Below are 18,854 nucleotides of genomic sequence, written 5' to 3'. Positions count from 1 at the left end.
ATTACTCGGGGTTGCGCTCTACGGAGAGCTTGCCCTCGTGGATTTCGTGCAGTGCAATCGACAAAGGCTTGTCGTCGAGGGTCGAGTCGACCAGGGGGCCGACGTTGTCGAACATGCTGCCCTCGTGGAGGTCCGTGTAGTAGTCATTGATCTGACGAGCGCGCTTCGAAGCGAAAATGACGAGCGCGTACTTCGAGTCGACCTTCGACAGCAGTTCGTCGATTGGTGGGTGAATAATGCCCTGCTTGGCCATGTGTCTCTCCAGGTGGTCGTAGGTGTGCTCGCGAGCGGTGCTCAGCGTCGGCGCACTAAAGGAACAGTCTACGCGGTTTTCAGTGGTTCCGCGTGCGTTCAGAGCGAGTCGCCCGAAGACTCGACGAGTGCGACGACTTCTCGAGCCGCCGTAGCGACGTCATGGTTGATGACGACCGCGTCGAATTCGTCCTTCGCAGCGAGTTCTACTTTCGCAGTCTCGAGCCGACGCTGTTGTTCCGCGGGCGCTTCCGTCCCACGCCCGATCAACCTGCGAACGAGTTCGTTCCAACTCGGCGGTGCAAGGAAGATGAGGAGCGCTCCGGGCATGCGTTCCTTAATCTGGCGCGCCCCCTGCAGGTCGATCTCGAGCAGCACGCTGTGCCCATCTTGCAGGGTGCGCTCGACGCTCGTTCGCGGTGTTCCGTATCGGTAGGCGTTGTGCACGGTTGCCCACTCGAGAAATTCTTCCGCTTCCACCATCGCGTCGAACTGCGCATCGGTGACGAACTGGTAGTGCACGCCGTCGATCTCTCCGTGACGGCGAGCACGAGTGGTGGCGCTCACAGAGTGCCGGACCTCCGGATAGTGCTCCCGCACGTATTGCGCCACGGTCCCCTTGCCGACCGCAGTCGGCCCTGCGAGCACAATCAATCGACGTGGTCGCGGCTTGCCGCGCATGTGTTCAAGCCATTCTTGCAATCGCGGACGTTGACGAACTCCCAGTCCGCCGAGCCGTTTCGATGGCGAGATGTCGAGTGAGCGAAGGGCTCGTTCGATTCGCGCGGGGCCGAGTGTCGGAATTGCTCCGAGCAGGTCCTTCACGCGCATCCGAGCCTCAGGACTGTTCGGGTCCCGCCACGCAACTTCTGCGACGTCGATCGCATTGCGTTGACGTTCCGTCACGCTCCGTTTGATCTCGGCGCGGGCCCTGCGGGCAGCGACTGCAGCCGCCGAGCCGGTCGAGGCATCAGGTACTGCACGCTCACTTGTGTTCTCATCCGCAGTTTTCACTCTTCGAGGATACGCGTTCTACGCGCCGCTCGTGACGTTGATTCGGTGCGATTCGATCGCCGCGCCAAGACCGTCGCGACCAGCACCGAGAATGCTGCGGCTCGCGCTTGCAAGGACGGTGGCGCCGTTCTTCGCCAGAGCACCATATGACCCGTGCTTCGCCCCCTGGAATCCGAAGCCAGGAGCAAGGATCGGCGTCCCAGAAGCCAGTGACAAGCCGAACGCGCTCGGGTCGATCGTCGCTCCAACGACGAGCCCGATGCTGCCGTGCTGGTGACCCGAATTGAACGAAGCGACATCGTGCTCGATCCGTTGGGAAACGTTCCCGCCAGTCGCTATGGACGCTTGTTGCAACTCGATCCCCTCCGGATTCGACGTCGCACACAGGACGAAGACGCCCTTGCCATGCTCGAGTCCGAATCGAAGGGAGTCACCGATCGAGCCGACGCCTTGAAACGGATTCATCGTCAGTGCGTCTGCCTCAAGCGGAGCCCCCGGACGAAGCCAGGCCTCTGCGTAGCCGAGCGAGGTCGATCCGACATCACCACGCTTCGCGTCCGCGATGATGAGCAGGTTCGCCTCTCGAGCTCGTCCGAGCACATCCTCGAGCACTGCAAGTCCAGCGCTGCCATGGCGCTCGAAGAACGCAACCTGGGGCTTTACGATCGCAACGTTTCCGATCGAAGCGTCCAAGACGGCATCGGCGAACTCGCGCACTCCCCCGGCGGTGTCGGGAAGGCCCCAGGCATCGAGCAGATGCGCATGAGGATCGATCCCGACACAGAGGGGCCCGAAGCGCTCGACTGCCGCATGCAGCTTCGCGCCGAAGGTCATGAGGCGTTCCGGCGTTCGTTGTACTCCTGCAGACTCGTCACTTCGAAGCCCTTGCCCGCTGCCTCGATCGATGCGACAGCCGCGCCGAGCTGCGACATGGTCGTGAAGATGGCCTTGTCCGCCGCAACCGTCGCGGCCCGGATCTCATATCCATCCGCACGCGCGGTGCCTCCCGACGGGGTGTTCACGACGATGTCGATATCGCCGCGGTCGATCAGATCGATGATCGACTCCTCATCACCACTGTCGCTGTGCTTCCGCACCGTCGTCGTCTCGATGCCGTTTCGGCGCAGGATCTGCGCTGTTCCCTCAGTCGCGACGATTGTGAACCCAAGCTGCTGGAGACGGTGCACGGGCAGCACGACCTGACGCTTATCGCGGTCGGAGACTGACACGAACACAGTGCCCTGCTGTGGGAGTCCGCCGTATGCTGCGGCCTGGCTCTTTGCGAACGCGCGTGGGAAGTCACGATCAATACCCATGACCTCGCCCGTCGAGCGCATCTCCGGACCGAGCAGGCTGTCGACGAGCTTGCCGTCCGTTGTACGGAACCGACGGAAAGGAAGCACGGCCTCCTTCACCGCAATTGGTGCGTTGTCCGGCATCTCGGTGCCATCGCGCTCCGGGATGAGGCCGCTTTCGATGATCGAAGCAATGCTCTGCCCGACCATCACGAGGGCGGCCGCCTTCGCAATCGGCGTTCCGAGTGCCTTCGACACGAATGGCACCGTACGACTTGCACGAGGATTCGCCTCGATGACGTGGAGGACACCGGCGCCGTAAGCGAACTGGACATTCATGAGGCCACGAACCTCCAGGCGCTCGGCAAGCGCGAGAGTCGCCCGACGAATTTCCTGCAACTGACCCGAGCCGAGACCGACTGGGGGCAGCGTGCACGACGAGTCGCCAGAGTGAATACCCGCCTCCTCGATGTGCTCGAGGATTCCACCGATGTAGAGCTGTTCCCCGTCGTAGAGTGCGTCCACGTCGATCTCGATCGCATCGTCGAGGAAGTGATCAACGAGGAGCGGGTGCTTCGGTCCGATGAGTCCGTACTGGAGAATACGTTCGAAGTACGAGTGCAGTCCCGCAGCGTCGTACACGATCTCCATGCCGCGACCGCCAAGCACGAAGCTCGGGCGAACGAGGACGGGATACCCGATCGTATTGGCGATCTCGAGTGCTTCTGCCTCATTCGTGGCGATACCGTTCTTCGGCGCAATGAGACCTGCTGCGTCGAGAATCGCCTGGAACTGTCCACGTTCCTCCGCAGCATCGATCGAGTCGGGGCTCGTTCCGAGAATCGGAACTCCCGCTGCCTCGAGGCCGCGAGCGAGACCGAGCGGAGTCTGGCCGCCGAGTTGCACGACAACACCGACGAGTTCACCTGCGCCCGATTCGGCATGGATGATCTCAAGGACGTCCTCGAGCGTCAGCGGCTCGAAGTAGAGACGATCGGAGGTGTCGTAATCGGTCGAGACGGTTTCTGGGTTGCAGTTGATCATGATGGTCTCGTAGCCGGCGTCCGCCAACGCGAAACTCGCGTGGACACACGAGTAATCGAACTCGATCCCCTGGCCGATACGGTTTGGGCCCGAGCCCAGAATGATGACCTTCTTGCGATCACTCGGGACGACTTCGGTTTCGAAGTCGTAACTGGAGTAGTGGTACGGCGTGAGCGCTGGGAACTCGCCACCACAGGTGTCGACCGTCTTGAAGACCGGGCGGATGTTGAACCCGTGACGAATCGAGCGTGCCTCTGATTCTTCGATTCCGCGGATTTCGGCGATCTGCGCGTCGCTGAAGCCATGCTCCTTCGCGAGAGCAATCGTTTCGGCATCGAGCTCTGATGCCGCGGAGACGGTCGCTGCGACCTCGTTGATGAGGACGATCTGATCGATGAACCACGGGTCGATCGCGGTGACGTCGAAGACTTCCTCTGCCGTGGCTCCGGCGCGGAGCGCTTGCTGAACGGCCACGATTCGACCGTCGGTCGGAAATTCGCTCTCGACGAGGAGTGCTGCCTTGTCGCCGGGTTCCCCGCGCCAGTGGAAGCTCGCGCCCTTCTTCTCGAGACTCCGGAGGGCCTTCTGCAGAGCCTGCATGTACGTGCGCCCCATCGCCATCGCCTCGCCGACGCTCTTCATCGTGGTGGTGAGGCGAGCGTCAGCGGCCGGGAACTTCTCGAAGTTGAAGCGAGGAACCTTCACGACGACGTAGTCAAGGGTCGGCTCGAATGATGCCGGGGTGACCTTCGTGATGTCGTTCGGGATCTCGTCGAGTCGGTAGCCGATCGCGAGCTTCGCAGCGATCTTCGCAATCGGAAAGCCAGTAGCCTTCGAAGCGAGTGCGCTCGAACGCGAGACGCGCGGGTTCATCTCAATGACGATGACCCGGCCGGTTGCTGGGTCGATGGCGAACTGGATGTTGCAACCACCGGTATCGACACCCACGTCGCGGATGATGCGGATTCCGATGTTGCGGAGGTTCTGATATTCACGGTCGGTGAGGGTCAGCGCAGGAGCGACCGTGATCGAATCGCCGGTGTGTACGCCGACGGGGTCGACGTTCTCGATGGAGCACACCACCACCGTGTTGTCGGCCGTGTCGCGCATGAGCTCGAGCTCATACTCCTTCCAGCCGAGAATCGACTCTTCGAGCAGGACCTCGGTGGTCGGAGAGGCGTGCAAGCCTTCACCGACCATGCGGCGGAGTTCCTTCTCGTCGTGCGCGAATCCGGAGCCGAGCCCGCCCATCGTGAACGACGGGCGAACAACGACCGGATATCCGTATTCGGCCGCGAATGCGAGGGAGTCATCGATCGTGTGCGCGATCGCGGAGCGGGCGACGTCGGCGCCGGCATCGAGCACCAATTGCTTGAAGAGCTGGCGATCCTCACCCTTCTGGATCGCTTCGACCTTCGCACCAATCAATTCCACGCCGTGGCGGGCAAGGATGCCCTGCTCGTCGAGCGCGATCGCCGCGTTCAGTGCTGTTTGGCCACCGAGGGTTGGCAGGATCGCGTCTGGACGCTCCTTGATGATGATCGCTTCGATGACCTCTGGGGTGATCGGTTCGACATAGGTCGCGTCAGCGAAGTCAGGGTCGGTCATGATCGTGGCCGGGTTCGAGTTCACGAGGATGACTCGGATGCCTTCTTCTCGAAGCACTCGACAAGCCTGCGTGCCCGAATAGTCAAACTCAGCAGCTTGGCCGATCACAATCGGTCCGGAGCCGATCACGAGGATCGAGGAAATGTCCTCCCGCTTTGGCATTACAGGCCTTTCTTGGATGCGACGAGGTCGCGGAATCGAGCAAACAAGTGGGTGGAGTCGTTCGGACCGGCGGCCGCCTCAGGGTGGTATTGCACGCTGAAGGCGGGGACGTCGAGTGCTCGAAGGCCCTCAACCACGTTGTCATTGAGTGAGTAGTGACTGACCTGCACACGGCCGAATCCGGCCGGGCTGTCGACGATCTCGCCGATGGGAGCGTCGACCGCGAAACCGTGGTTCTGCGCGGTGATCTCAACGCGTCCGGTTTCGACATCGAGGACCGGCTGGTTGATTCCACGGTGTCCGAACGGCAGCTTGTAGGTCGAGAAGCCGAGTGCACGGCCGAGCAACTGATTGCCGAAACAGATCCCGAAGAACGGAGTTTCGTCGCGAAGCAGCGCCTGCAGGAGCGCGATCTGAGAATCGCTCGCCGCGGGGTCGCCGGGTCCGTTCGAGTAGAACGCCGCATCGATGTCCGCGGCGCGAAGCTGCTCGATCGTCGCATCCTGAGGGAAGACGACGATGTCGAATCCGTGCTCTTGCAGGTAGCGAAGAGTTGAGGTCTTCACCCCGAGGTCGAGGACGGCGAGTTTCGCAAGGCGATCGCCGATTGCGGGCAGTTCGTATGGTTCAGTCACCGAGACGACACCGGCCAGGTTCTGCCCGGTCATCTCAGCGGCGGCACGCACCTGCGCGAGCATGTCTGCTTCCTCGGTGATGGCGTCTCCGCTGAAGACTCCTGCGCGCATCGCACCCGCGTCGCGAATTCGACGAGTGATCGCTCGCGTATCAACACCGGCAATCGAAACGATGCCGTCGCGCTCGAGTCGTGCCTCGAGGCTCTCCGTCGCGCGCCAGTTCGAGACGACTCGGCTGGCCTGCCGAACGACGAAGCCGGCGACCCAGATTCGATGCGACTCGGTGTCCTCATCGTTGACCCCGGTGTTCCCGATCTGGGGCGCTGTCTGTACGACGATCTGACGTGCGTAGGAGGGATCGGTCAGGGTCTCCTGGTATCCGGTCATTCCGGTGGAGAAGACGAGTTCTCCGAGTACCGAGCCACGCTTCCCGTAGGCCTTGCCCTTGTACACGGTTCCGTCTTCAAGGATCAGAATTGCTTGATCAGTCATGCGGTCGCTTCGCTCTCTCCCGTAAGGGACTGCAAATAGGAAATCAAATGTGCTTGGTCGCTTCGGACCCGCACGTAGGTATCAAGAGTGGTCTCGCCGAGATCCCAGGTCAGACACACCATGCCACCTGGTTCGACAACTCGATCGATCGTCCAGGTTGCGGGTCCCGCGGCAAGCATCGCGGATCGTGCGATGAACACATTGCGCTTCGGCAATTCGATGACTGCGCCGGTGTTGCCGACTTGAATCACGCACGGTGCCCGGAAGCCGAACTCGTAGCGAGTGATTCGTTCGTACGGCTGCTCGTGCACCGTCGATGCAACGTAGAGCGCTTCGACCGAGAAGTCGGCGACGAAATCAGCAGTCGGTTCGCTCGGCTCGACGAGCCCCGGGTGACGCTTCGACCGAGACTGCCATCCGAAGAAAGCGAGTGCTGCGAACAGCACGACGAAGACAGCACTGAGAATCGCGAAAAGTCCGGGGGTCATGACTGGCCACCGAACACGATCTCGCCAGCCTGCACGGTCGTGTGCACCCGGCCAGGCAACTCCCGATCGAGATACGGCGTGTTCACACTCTTGCCGTGCAAGCGTTCCGGTGTGACGATCGTCGGGGTATTGGGGTCGTACAGCACGAAGGAGGCGATCTCGCCGGGAACGAAGCGGCTCGGAGCGGTGGTTCGGCCAATCTGCGCTGGTGCAGAGGAGAGCACGCGCGCGACGTCGTCCCACGAGAGTTGGCCAGAACGCACAACGGACTCGTGCACGACTGAGAGAGCGGTCTCGAGACCAACCATGCCGAAGGAGGCTTCAGCCCAAGCGCACTCTTTCGTGTCAGAGGTATGCGGGGCGTGATCGGTCGCGACGATGTCGATCGTGCCATCGGCAAGCGCTTCACGGAGTGCAAGGACGTCTTCATCGCGACGCAGCGGAGGGTTGACCTTGAATCGTGCGTCGTACCCACGAATCAGTTCCTCGGTCAGCAACAGGTGATGCGGCGTGACCTCGGCCGTCACGGCGATCCCACGTGCTTTTGCCCATCGCACGACTTCGACGCTGCCGGCTGTCGAGAGATGACAGATATGCAGACGCGCACCCGTGTCTTTTGCCAGGAGCACATCACGCGCGATGATCGTTTCCTCTGCGACCGATGGCCATCCGGTGAGCCCGAGCTCGCCAGAGAGCGCCGATTCGTTCATCTGCGCTCCCTCGGTGAGACGAGGCTCCTGCGAATGCTGCGCGATCACGCCGTCGAACGAGGCGACGATCTCAAGCGCGCGACGCATCAACAAGGGGTCGGAGACACATTTGCCATCGTCGCTGAACACCCGAACGCGAGCACGGCTTGCGGCCATGGCCGCAATGTTGCTCAGCTGTTCGCCTGCCAAACCGACGGTGACTGCTCCGATCGGTTGCACTGTTGCGCCGCCAGCGGCGACACCGAGGTCGAGGACCTGTTCGACGATGGCCGGGGTGTCGGAGACGGGATTCGTATTCGCCATCGCGAAGACCGTCGTGAAGCCTCCGGCGGCGGCGGCCCGTACGCCACTCACAACCGTCTCAGATTGCTCTCCCCCTGGCTGACGCAGGTGCGTGTGCAGATCGACCAGGCCGGGCAGTGCGATCAGGCCTGCGGCGTCGATCCTGCGAGTTCCGACCGGAAGTTCCTTCGGGTCGACGTATCGTCCGTCCTGCACACCGATGTCGGCAGCGGTCGCTCCCAAGAGCGATGCGCCTGTGATGATCATCGTCATACGGAGATCCTTTCGCCTGAAAGCACTGCGAAGAGCACTGCCATTCGCACCGCGACGCCGCTCGTCACCTGTTCGATCACAGTGGACTGCGGCGAATCAGCGGCGCGAGAGGAGATTTCGAGTCCCCGGTTCATCGGTCCGGGGTGCAAAATCATCGTACTCTCTGGAAGTCGTGCGAAGCGTTCCTCGGTGAGCCCCCAAGCGCTCGCGTAGGCGCCCTCCGAGGCGAAGAACGCACCGGACATCCGTTCGCGCTGGACACGCAGCATCATGACCGCATCGGGTTTCGAATCGACGACGGCGTCGAGGTCGTGCGAAACCTTGATGCCCCACGATTCGACACCTCGAGGGAGCAAGTTCCGCGGTGCGACCAGCGTGACTTCGGCACCGAGCGTCTGTAGCAGCCACACATTCGACCGAGCAACGCGCGAATGCAGAATATCGCCGACGATGGCGATCTGCACTCCAGACAGGTCGCGGCCTCGCGAAGCATCCCCGTGGAGTCGACGTCGCATCGTAAAGGCATCGAGGAGCGCCTGTGTCGGATGCTCATGTGTTCCATCGCCCGCGTTGACAACACTCGCCGAGATCCACCCTCGAGAGGCGAGCACGTCGGCGGCGCCCGACGCCGAGTGGCGGATGACGACCGCGTCGGCACCGATCGCCTCGAGGGTCTGCGCAGTGTCTTTCAGCCCTTCTCCCTTTGAGACGCTCGAACCCTTCGTACTGAAGGTGATGACGTCAGCGGAGAGGCGTTTTGCGGCCGCCTCGAAGCTCAGGCGGGTTCTCGTCGAATCTTCGAAGAACAGGTTCGCGACCGTCTTGCCGCGCAGTGCAGGGAGTTTCTTGATGTCTCGGGTATTGACGATGGCCATGTCCTCCGCGATATCCAACAGGTGAACTGCTGAATCACGAGAGAACTGCGTCGTCGAGAGGAGATGTTTCATGCGCGCTCCTCGACCGGCTCGAGTGTGACCGCGTCGATGCCGTCGATCTCCTTCAGGAGGATCGAGACGCGTTCTTGACGGGAGGTCGGAAGATTCTTGCCGACAAAGTCTGCTCTGATCGGGAACTCCCGGTGCCCGCGATCGACGAGAACAGCAAGGCGCACCGCGCGCGGACGTCCGAGATCTGCAAGCGCATCGAGTGCTGCACGGATCGAACGTCCCGAATAGAGCACATCATCGACGAGCACGACGATCGCATCGTCGATCCCTCGATCCGGGATGTTGGTGGGGCTCGGCGTGCGAGCGGTGTTTCGCGCCAAGTCGTCCCGATGCATCGTGATGTCGAGAGTTCCGACCGCACCCGCGAACTCGACGTCCTCGATGTGCGCAATTCGTTCTGCCAGCCGCTCGGCGAGATTCACGCCGCGGGTGGGGATGCCAAGGAGCACCAAGTTGGAGGCACCCTGATTCGCCTCAACGATTTCGTGGGCGATACGCGTCAAAGCGCGCGAAATATCTGCTTCGTGCAGCACCGTACGTGCACTCATACAGACTCCCTTCTCCGCCTCTCCGGACGGTTTTAAAGGTTGTCAATGATCGTGAAACTAGCCTACTTGGTTGCGGAGGTTCGTGTCGTCGCCTTTTGTGGCCTGCACACGGCTCAGCACACCCGCAATGAACTTCGCTGATTCCTCCGTCGAGAGTTCGTCAGCGAGTTGCATCGCCTCTGAAATCGCGACTGCGTCGGGAACGTCCTTGTTGAACAGGATCTCCCAGCTCGCCACGCGAAGGATCGCGAGATCGATTCGCGGCATCCGTTGCACACTCCAGTTCTTACTGGAAGCGTCGATCGTTTCATCGAGCTCTTCGACCGTGTCACTGACGCCGTATGCGATCTCTCTTGCATACCCGAACCAAGGATTGTTCGAGAGCTTCGCACCGTGAATGTTGTCGTCGAACTGCGCCGCGATACTACTTTCGCGGACGAGTCCGCCGTAGACAGCATCGACGGCGTGCTTTCGAGATTTCGAACGTGAGCTCACTCGTTGACTCGACCGAGGTAGTCGCCGGTGCGCGTGTCGACCTTGACCTTCGTGCCGGTCTCGAGGAACAACGGCACCTGGATCTCGTAACCGGTCTCGATCGTGGCCGGCTTGGTGCCGGCAGAAGAACGGTCACCCTGGAGTCCTGGCTCGGTATACGTCACGAGCAGCACGACCGAGGCGGGGAGCTCAACCGAAAGCGCTTCGCCTTCGTGCATCGCAATGGTTGCCTGACCGTTTTCAAGCAGGAAGTTCTTCGCGAATCCGACGGCCTCTTCGGTGATCGGGAACTGCTCGTAGGTGTCCTGATCCATGAAGACGTAGTCGGTGCCATCGTGGTAGAGGTACTGGTAGTCGCGACGGTCGACGGTCGCAAAGTCGACCTTCGTGCCAGCGTTGAACGTCTTGTCGACGACCTTGCCGCTTCGCACATTGCGCATCTTTGTACGGACGAACGCGCCACCCTTGCCTGGCTTGACGTGCTGGAACTCAATGATGCTCCACAGCTGGCCCTCCAGGTTGAGGACTGCGCCATTCTTGATGTCGTTCGTCGTTGCCATCGCATCGCTCTTTCGTATATTCGTCAATGTGTGGCCGCGTAGGCAGCCAGCGTGCAAGTCTACGGTACCGCGTCGTGGTCCTTCGCTCCCCCGTGGTGTTTCGGGAACTCGTCAGATTGGGTTATTCGGTTCCCGGCTCTTCGACGCCCTGCTGCAATTCGTGGAATGCGGCGAAGAGGAGCGACTCATCCGGCCCCTCCATAACGCGAGGCTTTGCGATGTCGTCGAGCACGATGAAACGCATGTGCGCCCCGCGCGCCTTCTTATCGCGGCGCATGCTGGCGAGCAGTTGTTGCCACTTCCGCGCCGGATAGGTGGTCGGCAGTTGCAGCGAATCGAGAATCGTCCGGTGTCGTTCGACCGAGGCATCATCGAGGCGACCACCGAGTCGCGACAGTTCAGCGGCGAACACCATGCCGATGCTCACCGCAGCGCCGTGTCGCCACTGATACCGCTCAGCGAGTTCGATGGCGTGCCCGAGCGTGTGTCCGTAATTCAAGAACTCGCGCGCGCCGTGATCGTGGAAGTCTTCTGCGACAACGAGTGCCTTGACTCGAATCGCGCGCTCGAGGCATTCCAGGAACTCGGGGCTTCCCACCTGTGTCGCCGCTGCAACATCTGACTCGATGATCTCGAGGATTCGCTCATCGGCGATGAAGCCGCACTTGACGATCTCCGCAAATCCCGTGAGCAGCTCGTTGCGAGGAAGTGTCTCGAGCAGCGCAACGTCAGCGATCACGGTGAACGGATGGTAGAACGAACCGACGAGGTTTTTTCCCTCGGCCGTGTTGATTCCAGTCTTGCCGCCGACAGCCGCATCAACGATGCCGAGTACGCTCGTCGGAATCTGAATCAGGCGAACGCCGCGCAGCCAGGTCGCGGCGACGAAGCCGGCAAGATCGGTGACGGCTCCTCCGCCCAAGCCGATCACTGCGTCGCTCCGCGTGAAGTCGGACTTCCCCATGACACCCCAGCAGAATGCGGCGACTTCGACCCGCTTCGCGCTCTCCGCGTCAGGGACTTCGGCCAACAAGACTTCAACGCTCTCGCTGAGTGCCTGGCGCAACTGCTCGGCCACACGACCGAGGGTTCCCGTGTGGACGATCAGGACCTTCGCGACGCCGTCGAGCGAGCCGAGCACCCGCTCGTGGAGGTCGCCATTCGTGAGCACAACGTCGTAGGGGTCGCTCGTTGCGACGGGAATGATCGTCATTCGGAAAACTCCTTGATTGCGGTGGAGAGGTCGTCGACGAGCGCGCGGAACGGACGTCGAGAAGTGTCGATGGTGATGTCGGCGAGAGATTCGTAAATCGGCTTGCGCTCGGCAAAGATGCGAGTCCAGTCAGCGATGCCCCCGGGCAGGAGCGGTCGACTCGAGCCGACGATACGTCGTTCTGCACTCTCAGCATCGACGTGCAGGTAGACCACGATGCTGTCGGCGAGTGCTGCGCGAGTGCCAGGATCGAGGACAGCGCCTCCCCCGAGAGAAACCACTGCGTCAGATCGCAAGTGCTCCTGCGTCAGTCGAGCCTCGTGCTGCCGGAACGCTGGCTCGCCATGCTGTGCAAAGTACTCAGCGATCGAGCCGTATTCGGCGACGAATGCTTTATCGACATCTATGAATTCGCGCCCGCTCGTCTTCGCGTATTTTTTGCCGAGGCTCGATTTACCGGCGGCCATCGGACCAATCAGCGCGATCGAACGGGTCACAACGCAGATGCCTGAAGGTTTGATTTCACGAGTTCCGGGATCGCAGCGAGGTAGGACTCGAGGTTTCGTTTCGTCTCGGCGACCGAGTCGCCACCGAACTTCTCGAGCATCGCGTCTGCAAGCACGAGAGCCACCATGGCCTCGGCAACGACGCCTGAGGCCGGAACGGCACAGACGTCAGAGCGTTGGTGATGTGCTTTGGCTTCCTCACCGCTCGTCGTGTCGATCGTGCGGAGCGCGCGAGGAACAGTGGAAATCGGCTTCATGCCGGCTCGGACACGAAGGACGCTTCCGTTGGACATGCCGCCCTCGATACCACCGGCACGATCCGTCACTCGTTCGATACCGTCGGCGCCAGGGACGAGTTCATCGTGCGCCTCCGAGCCACGGCGACGCGTGGTCTCGAATCCGTCACCGACCTCGACGCCCTTGATCGCTTGAATTCCCATGAGCGCTGCTGCGAGCTTCGAGTCGAGTCGGCGATCCCAGTGCGTGTACGAACCGAGCCCCGGCGGCACACCGTAGGCGCACACTTCGACAATCCCACCGAGGGTGTCGCCGTCGCGTTTTGCGGCATCGATCTCTGCAAGCATTCTCGCGCTCGTCTCGGGATCGGTCGCCCGGACCTCATCGGCGTCGAGACGGTTGACATCACTTGGACGTGGCAAGGGGAAATCAGCGGGAAGCGCCGCCGTGCCGATCGCGACCGTGTGGCTGACGAGTCCGATTCCGAGCTCCGAGAGGAAGCTGCGCGCGATCGCTCCGAGCGCGACCCGAGCGGCAGTCTCACGGGCGCTCGCTCGTTCGAGCACTGGGCGAGCCTCGTCGAACCCGTACTTCTGCATTCCGGTCAAGTCGGCGTGACCCGGGCGGGGCCGGGTGAGCTTTGCTGCTCGTGCTCCACTGAGCGGTTCCGTAAGGGGTGCGGCGCTCATGACCTCGGTCCATTTCGGCCACTCGGTGTTGCCAACGCGGAGTGCGATGGGCGAACCCATGGTCAATCCATGACGGACGCCCGCCGAGATCGTGAGCTCATCTTGCTCGAACTTCATCCGCGCTCCGCGACCGGCGCCGAGTTTGCGGCGTTGCAGGTCAGCCTGGATCGCCTCAGCGAGGACAGGGACGCCCGCAGGCAATCCTTCGAGCATTGCAATGAGTTCTGGGCCGTGAGATTCCCCAGCAGTGAGCCATCGGAGCATTCTGCAATCATCCCATGAAACGCATGTGCGGCTGTGCCGCGCGAAGCGATTCGCGATCAGCGTGGGCGAATCGAGACGATCGAACGAAGAATCGTCCGAGTGATTCAGAACAGGCCGGAAGCCGCTCGCATGTTCTCAAAAACGAGGTGTTCCTGCTTGAGCGCGATGCTCGGTTCCCCGTTGACGAAGATTCGAACCTGGTGCAGGGCTTGGTGCAGCAGCATCAGCGCACCAGACACGAGCACCGTGTCGTTCGCCAAGGCCTCGAAGCGAGGGTTCGTCCGTGCGTAGTCGACGTCGAGCAGCGCCCGGGGTGGCTCGAGAAAGGTGGGCACGAGATCGGCGGCGGCCGGAAGCGTACTCACGACGAGATCGGTGCTCGGCAGCGCACTCCCCTCCCGTAGCGGCACGACCTCGCAGTGCACTCCAACTGCCGCAGACAACTCGGTCGCCCACGACGCCTGTTCCGGGCGGCGAGCAGCGATCATAATCCGGTTCGCGCCCATTCGCGCGAGTGCGAGAGCGGCGCTCCTTGCAGTCCCGCCCGCACCGAGCACGATGCCCGAATCAGCGTGGGCGACATCGTGTTCAGCAAAGGCATTGATGATTCCTGCAACGTCGGTGTTCCAGCCCGAACGCGTTTCAAACGCGACCGTGTTGCACGAGCCCGTGAGCGACACCGTTGCGTCGGTACGATCGACCCACTGCGCCACACGTTCCTTCAGAGGAGCGGTGACCGAGACGCCTCGCCAGGACTTGTCTCTCGACTCCAGAAACGTCGTGACGGTGTCGACGGACTGCTCGATGGCGTCGTACGTCCAGTCGAGCCCGAGCGATGCATAAGCAGCCCCATGGATTCTCGGCGACCGCGAATGCGCGATCGGGCTCCCGAGAACCGCGAGATTCGTCATTCAGTGTATTCGGGGTTCTGCGCGAGCCATTCCTGGAAGCGCTTCACCGCGACGAGGTGTTCGGCATAGGTCTCGCTGAACACGGTTTCGCCCGTGTTCGCATCAACCGTGACGAAATATAGCCAGTTGCCCGCTTCTGGGTTCAAGGCAGCCTGGATCGCAGCATCACCAGCGGCACCGATCGGACCGATCGGCAATCCCGGGTGAACGTACGTGTTGTACGGGTTCGTTTCATCTGCGCGCTCGTCAGCGGTGGTCGTGATCACGTGCAGGCTTCCCGTGCCGTATGCGACGGTCGCGTCGGATTGGAGCAGCATTCCGATGTCGAGACGGTTTGCAAAAACCCGGGACACTTTGCCGAAGTTCGAAACCGGTCCGGCTTCGCGCTCGATCAACGAAGCCATGGTCAAGACGTCGTAGCGCTCCTGCTCGGCAACGCCAGCCTGGTCGAGCGCCTGGAACGTCCGGTTCACCATGATCTGGATGATCTCGTTCGCAGATGCCGAAGGATCGAAAATGTACGTTGCTGGGAACAGATATCCCTCGAGCGAGACCGCTTCGAGCGGCAATCCGTAACTCTGCGGGTCGATCGAGGCCTTGACGAAATCACCCTCTGGAATTCCCGTCCCTTCGGCGAGTCGAGCCCACACCTGGTTCAGCGTAAATCCTTCTGGCACGACCACTCGCGCTTCGACTTTATTTGCAGGGTCGAGCAATGCGTCGAGTGCGGCTGAGGCGCTCATCTGTTCGGCAAGCTGAAATGTTCCAGGCTGCAACGCCACATCATTGCGTTCCAGCAGCAGCTCGTAAAACGCGCCACTGCTCTTGACGACGTCTGCCTCGAAGAGGATCCCGGCAACCTGCGAGCCTGTCGCGCCCTGCGGGATTCGGACGACGACCTCGCCAGAACCCGAACCCTCGTAGTCTTCTGGTCCGCTCAGTTCGGCGACGATGCGCGGTCCGAGGACGGCTGCACCGATGCCACCCACGACGGCCACCGCCGCAACGATCGCGACAGGAAGAATCCAACGGCGTTTCTTTGCTGTTCGTTGACGGCTCATCATCTCAGTCCTCTTCGGTTTCGAGCAGCACACCCGGAGCAGTACCGCGACTTCGTTCGCTTTCAATTGCATGCTGCAGGATTACCACCGCAGCAGCCTGGTCAATCACGGAGCGCCCGGATTTGCTGGACCTCCCAGAAGCTCGAAGCGCCGAGGTTGCGCTCACCGTGCTCAAACGCTCGTCGACCAATCGAGTCGGAACGTGATTCGCGATCAGCTCGGCAACGTTCCGTGCATCAAGCGTACTGGCCGTGTCGGTTCCGCGCATCGAGATCGGGAGGCCGACGACGCACTCGATCGCGTCGTACTCTTCGACGAGCGCTAGAACGCGCGCAACGACTGCGGCATCTCCGATCGACCTCTGGATCGTTTCGACCGGCGTTGCGAGCAATCCGCTCGGATCGCACTTCGCAACTCCAACTCGAACCGTTCCGACATCGAGCCCAAGACGAGCGCCATGCCGCATCAGCGCAGTTCACCCCGGAGCGCGACCAATGCGTCGGGCAGTGCCGCGGCGTTGCTGCCGCCACCCTGCGCCATGTCTGGTCGTCCGCCGCCGCCGCCGCCGAGCACCGAGGCTGCGGTTTTTGCCAGTGCCCCTGCAGCCGCTCCAGCGTCACGAGCAGACTGGTTGGTGGCGACGACCACCACTGGTCGGCCGTCGACGACGGCGCCGAGTGCAACGACCGATGCTTCTGCCCCGAGACGGTCTCGGACCTTGGTCACGAGCGCGCGAACGGCGTCGACCGCAGCAACGTCACCGAGCGCGTCGATCACGACTCGATACGAGCCAAGCGATTCGGCCTTTGCGACGAGATTCGGAACCTGGAGTGCGAGTTGCTCGGCCTCGAACTTCGCGAGCTTCTTCTCCGTGCTCTTGAGCGTTGCAACGAGATCCGCGATCTTGGTCGGGAGTTCTGCCGACGGAGTCTTCAACTGCTGTGAGAGCAGGTTCACAATCGATCGTTCGGCTGCGAAGGAACGGAACGCGTCGATTCCGACGAGTGCTTCAACGCGGCGGTTCGCGGAACCGACACTCGACTCGCTCGTGATGTCGATCACGCCGATTTCGCTCGAGGTTCGCACGTGCGTTCCAGCACAAAGCTCACGCGACCAGGGGCCACCGATGTCGACCATTCGGACCGTATCGCCGTACTTCTCGCCGAAGAGCGCCATGGCACCGAGTGCTTTCGCCTCGTCGATGGGCAGCACTCGAGTTTCGACCTCGAGGCCATCGCGGATCGCCGTGTTCGCGACCTCCTCGAGCTCCGATCGAGTCTCCGGAGACAAGGCTTGAGACCACGAGAAGTCGAGTCGCATGTAGCCGGCTTTGTTGTACGAGCCCGTCTGGTGCGCGTCCGAACCGAGAATCTGTCGAAGTGAGGCATGCACCAGGTGCGTCGCGGAGTGCGCTTGTGTCGCTCCTCGACGCCAATGCGCGTCCACCTCGGTGTGCGCCAGTGCGTCGATCGCGACGGTGCCGCTCAGCACTCGAACCGTGTGGCTCACGAGTCCGGGAACGGGGCGCTGCACATCGAGCACGTCGAGTTCGAAACCGTTGCCGACGATTCGGCCCTGGTCGGCCTCCTGCCCGCCGGACTCCGCGTAAAGCGCAGTTGCGTCCATGATGATCTCGACCTGCTCGTCGACATCTGCGTGGTCGACGCTCACACCGTCGCGAAGGATGCCGAGAATCTTTCCTTCCGCGGTGAGGTGCTCGTACCCGAAGAACTGCGTCTCGCCGAGTGCGCGGAACGCACTGTAGACAGAGAGATCTGCGACGGTGCTGCGTTTCGCCTTGGCGTCGGCCTTGGCACGAGCGCGCTGTTCACCCATCAGGCGATCGAACGCGGCGCGGTCGACCGAGAGGCCGTGCTCTTCAGCAATTTCGAGCGTCAGGTCAATTGGGAAACCGTAGGTGTCGTGGAGTTGGAAGGCGGTGTCGCCGCGCAACTGCTGGACGCCTTCGCCTTTCGTGCGTTCCACAGCGGTGTCGAGAACGACGCTCCCTGCGGTCAGCGTTTTCAGGAATGTCTCTTCTTCGGCCAGGGCAAGGCGACGAATCCGCGGAAAATCAGTTTCGAGTTCTGGATACGCAGAGACCATCGCCTGCTTCGACGCCGTGAACAGTGCATCGAAAGATGGACCGTCGACACCCAGCAGTCGCATCGCACGAATCGAGCGGCGCATGAGGCGACGCAAGATGTAGCCGCGACCCTCGTTTCCGGGGGTGACACCGTCGTTCATCAGCATGAGTGATGAACGAACGTGGTCGGCGATGACCCGCATGCGAACATCGTCCTCGTGGTTCTGCCCATACGTGCGGCCCGAGAGTTCACTCGCCAGGTCGAGAACCGGGCGAACCTGGTCGGTTTCGTACATGTTCTCAACGCCCTGCTTCAAGAACGCGATTCGCTCAAGGCCAGCGCCGGTGTCAATGTTCTTCTTCGGAAGTTCACCCAGGATCGTGAACTCGGTCTTCGAGCGGACATCTCCGATGAGGTCCTGCATGAAGACCAGGTTCCAGATCTCGACATAGCGATCGTGATCGGTCGCGGGACCACCGTCAGGACCATAGTCGGGTCCCATGTCGAAGAAGATCTCAGAACACGGTCCCGCGGGCCCCGGTTGCCCGGTGTGCCAGTAATTCGTGTCGATACCGAGGCGCTGGATTCGCTCGACCGGAAGTCCGGCCACCTCTTGCCACAGGGCGACAGCTTCGTCATCGGTTTCATACACCGTGACCCAAAGGTCGTCCGGTGAGAACCCGAAGCCACCATCGGCTTCGGGCTTCGTCAGCAGTTCCCAGGCCATCTCAATCGCACCGCGCTTGAAATAGTCGCCGAACGACCAGTTGCCGAGCATCTGGAAAAAGGTTCCATGTCGCGGCGTACGACCGACCTCTTCGATGTCGTTCGTTCTGATGCACTTCTGGACGTCAGCGATTCGGGGATGCGGCGCTGGCACCTGACCGCTCAAATACGGAATGAATGGGACCATTCCAGCGATCGTGAACATGATCGTCGGGTCATCACTGACCAAGGAGGCGGAGGGCACAATGGTGTGTCCCCGCTCTTCGAAGTGACGAAGAAAGCGCTTGTGAATTTCTGCGGTGAGCATGCCTTGCGAATCTTTCAGCCCGGGAAGGGCAGGTAGTGGCGAAGAAAA

The 18,854-nt window shown here is 61.7% G+C and carries 18 protein-coding genes; all 18 read right to left on the bottom strand.

The window, feature by feature from the left end; all coding sequences use genetic code 11:
- Position 1 precedes the first annotated feature (1 nt).
- Complete coding sequence (gene rpoZ, locus U2H20_RS02535; protein ID WP_430592938.1) at positions 2–253, bottom strand: DNA-directed RNA polymerase subunit omega; 252 nt, start codon at positions 251–253, stop codon at positions 2–4.
- A gap of 98 nt (positions 254–351) precedes the next feature.
- Entirely contained in the window at positions 352–1,266 is a 915-nt protein-coding gene (gene gmk, locus U2H20_RS02530) for a guanylate kinase (protein WP_430592937.1), read from the bottom strand.
- Between the two features lie 18 nt (positions 1,267–1,284).
- Positions 1,285–2,100: an orotidine-5'-phosphate decarboxylase gene (gene pyrF, locus U2H20_RS02525; protein ID WP_430592936.1), complete on the bottom strand. Its 816-nt coding sequence runs from the start codon at positions 2,098–2,100 to the stop codon at positions 1,285–1,287.
- A complete protein-coding gene (gene carB / locus U2H20_RS02520) occupies positions 2,097–5,375 on the bottom strand; it encodes a carbamoyl-phosphate synthase large subunit (protein ID WP_430592935.1) in 3,279 nt (1,092 codons plus the stop codon). The genes pyrF and carB overlap by 4 nt, the downstream gene beginning before the upstream one ends.
- Positions 5,375–6,502: a glutamine-hydrolyzing carbamoyl-phosphate synthase small subunit gene (carA, locus tag U2H20_RS02515; RefSeq protein ID WP_430592934.1), complete on the bottom strand. Its 1,128-nt coding sequence runs from the start codon at positions 6,500–6,502 to the stop codon at positions 5,375–5,377. Before carA ends, carB begins: the two co-directional genes overlap by 1 nt.
- Positions 6,499–6,990, bottom strand: a complete 492-nt coding sequence (locus tag U2H20_RS02510) for a hypothetical protein (RefSeq protein WP_430592933.1) — start codon at positions 6,988–6,990, stop codon at positions 6,499–6,501. Before U2H20_RS02510 ends, carA begins: the two co-directional genes overlap by 4 nt.
- Positions 6,987–8,255 (bottom strand): dihydroorotase, encoded by a 1,269-nt coding sequence (locus U2H20_RS02505; protein ID WP_430592932.1) that lies wholly within the window; start codon positions 8,253–8,255, stop codon positions 6,987–6,989. Before U2H20_RS02505 ends, U2H20_RS02510 begins: the two co-directional genes overlap by 4 nt.
- Positions 8,252–9,202: an aspartate carbamoyltransferase catalytic subunit gene (locus tag U2H20_RS02500; protein ID WP_430592931.1), complete on the bottom strand. Its 951-nt coding sequence runs from the start codon at positions 9,200–9,202 to the stop codon at positions 8,252–8,254. The genes U2H20_RS02505 and U2H20_RS02500 overlap by 4 nt, the downstream gene beginning before the upstream one ends.
- The gene (gene pyrR, locus U2H20_RS02495; RefSeq protein WP_430592930.1) at positions 9,199–9,750 is read right to left on the bottom strand and encodes a bifunctional pyr operon transcriptional regulator/uracil phosphoribosyltransferase PyrR; all 552 of its coding nucleotides are present in this window, start codon (positions 9,748–9,750) and stop codon (positions 9,199–9,201) included. Before pyrR ends, U2H20_RS02500 begins: the two co-directional genes overlap by 4 nt.
- A gap of 57 nt (positions 9,751–9,807) precedes the next feature.
- On the bottom strand, positions 9,808–10,245 hold the full coding sequence (gene nusB / locus U2H20_RS02490) for a transcription antitermination factor NusB (RefSeq protein WP_430592929.1): 438 nt from the start codon (positions 10,243–10,245) through the stop codon (positions 9,808–9,810).
- On the bottom strand, positions 10,242–10,805 hold the full coding sequence (efp, locus tag U2H20_RS02485; protein ID WP_430592928.1) for an elongation factor P: 564 nt from the start codon (positions 10,803–10,805) through the stop codon (positions 10,242–10,244). The genes nusB and efp overlap by 4 nt, the downstream gene beginning before the upstream one ends.
- 121 nt (positions 10,806–10,926) lie before the next feature.
- On the bottom strand, positions 10,927–12,018 hold the full coding sequence (gene aroB / locus U2H20_RS02480) for a 3-dehydroquinate synthase (RefSeq protein ID WP_430592927.1): 1,092 nt from the start codon (positions 12,016–12,018) through the stop codon (positions 10,927–10,929).
- Positions 12,015–12,515 carry a shikimate kinase gene (locus tag U2H20_RS02475; protein ID WP_430592926.1) on the bottom strand — a complete coding sequence of 167 codons (501 nt, stop codon included), beginning with the start codon at positions 12,513–12,515 and terminating at the stop codon, positions 12,015–12,017. The genes aroB and U2H20_RS02475 overlap by 4 nt, the downstream gene beginning before the upstream one ends.
- Positions 12,512–13,714: a chorismate synthase gene (aroC, locus tag U2H20_RS02470; RefSeq protein ID WP_430592925.1), complete on the bottom strand. Its 1,203-nt coding sequence runs from the start codon at positions 13,712–13,714 to the stop codon at positions 12,512–12,514. The genes U2H20_RS02475 and aroC overlap by 4 nt, the downstream gene beginning before the upstream one ends.
- A 104-nt stretch (positions 13,715–13,818) precedes the next feature.
- Positions 13,819–14,625, bottom strand: coding sequence for a shikimate dehydrogenase family protein (locus U2H20_RS02465; protein ID WP_430592924.1), 807 nt, complete (start codon positions 14,623–14,625; stop codon positions 13,819–13,821).
- Positions 14,622–15,686, bottom strand: a complete 1,065-nt coding sequence (gene mltG / locus U2H20_RS02460) for an endolytic transglycosylase MltG (protein ID WP_430592923.1) — start codon at positions 15,684–15,686, stop codon at positions 14,622–14,624. The genes U2H20_RS02465 and mltG overlap by 4 nt, the downstream gene beginning before the upstream one ends.
- 4 nt (positions 15,687–15,690) lie before the next feature.
- Positions 15,691–16,152, bottom strand: a complete 462-nt coding sequence (gene ruvX / locus U2H20_RS02455; protein WP_430592922.1) for a Holliday junction resolvase RuvX — start codon at positions 16,150–16,152, stop codon at positions 15,691–15,693.
- A complete protein-coding gene (gene alaS, locus U2H20_RS02450; RefSeq protein WP_430592921.1) occupies positions 16,152–18,806 on the bottom strand; it encodes an alanine--tRNA ligase in 2,655 nt (884 codons plus the stop codon). The genes ruvX and alaS overlap by 1 nt, the downstream gene beginning before the upstream one ends.
- Positions 18,807–18,854: the final 48 nt, after the last annotated feature.

The organism is Humidisolicoccus flavus (assembly GCF_045689595.1).
GTDB classification, from domain to species: domain Bacteria; phylum Actinomycetota; class Actinomycetes; order Actinomycetales; family Microbacteriaceae; genus Humidisolicoccus; species Humidisolicoccus flavus.
Note: the sequence above shows the minus strand (reverse complement) of the source record. Positions and strands in the feature narration are given on the sequence as shown.

Coding starts and splice junctions, on each gene's coding strand:
- U2H20_RS02505 (WP_430592932.1), bottom strand. CDS start 8,255: ATGACGATGATCATCACAGGCGCATCGCTCTTGGGAGCGACCGCTGCC.
- mltG (WP_430592923.1), bottom strand. CDS start 15,686: ATGAGCCGTCAACGAACAGCAAAGAAACGCCGTTGGATTCTTCCTGTC.
- pyrF (WP_430592936.1), bottom strand. CDS start 2,100: ATGACCTTCGGCGCGAAGCTGCATGCGGCAGTCGAGCGCTTCGGGCCC.
- U2H20_RS02510 (WP_430592933.1), bottom strand. CDS start 6,990: ATGACCCCCGGACTTTTCGCGATTCTCAGTGCTGTCTTCGTCGTGCTG.
- U2H20_RS02500 (WP_430592931.1), bottom strand. CDS start 9,202: ATGAAACATCTCCTCTCGACGACGCAGTTCTCTCGTGATTCAGCAGTT.
- aroC (WP_430592925.1), bottom strand. CDS start 13,714: ATGCTCCGATGGCTCACTGCTGGGGAATCTCACGGCCCAGAACTCATT.
- efp (WP_430592928.1), bottom strand. CDS start 10,805: ATGGCAACGACGAACGACATCAAGAATGGCGCAGTCCTCAACCTGGAG.
- rpoZ (WP_430592938.1), bottom strand. CDS start 253: ATGGCCAAGCAGGGCATTATTCACCCACCAATCGACGAACTGCTGTCG.
- aroB (WP_430592927.1), bottom strand. CDS start 12,018: ATGACGATCATTCCCGTCGCAACGAGCGACCCCTACGACGTTGTGCTC.
- pyrR (WP_430592930.1), bottom strand. CDS start 9,750: ATGAGTGCACGTACGGTGCTGCACGAAGCAGATATTTCGCGCGCTTTG.
- carB (WP_430592935.1), bottom strand. CDS start 5,375: ATGCCAAAGCGGGAGGACATTTCCTCGATCCTCGTGATCGGCTCCGGA.
- ruvX (WP_430592922.1), bottom strand. CDS start 16,152: ATGCGGCATGGCGCTCGTCTTGGGCTCGATGTCGGAACGGTTCGAGTT.
- alaS (WP_430592921.1), bottom strand. CDS start 18,806: ATGCTCACCGCAGAAATTCACAAGCGCTTTCTTCGTCACTTCGAAGAG.
- carA (WP_430592934.1), bottom strand. CDS start 6,502: ATGACTGATCAAGCAATTCTGATCCTTGAAGACGGAACCGTGTACAAG.
- U2H20_RS02465 (WP_430592924.1), bottom strand. CDS start 14,625: ATGACGAATCTCGCGGTTCTCGGGAGCCCGATCGCGCATTCGCGGTCG.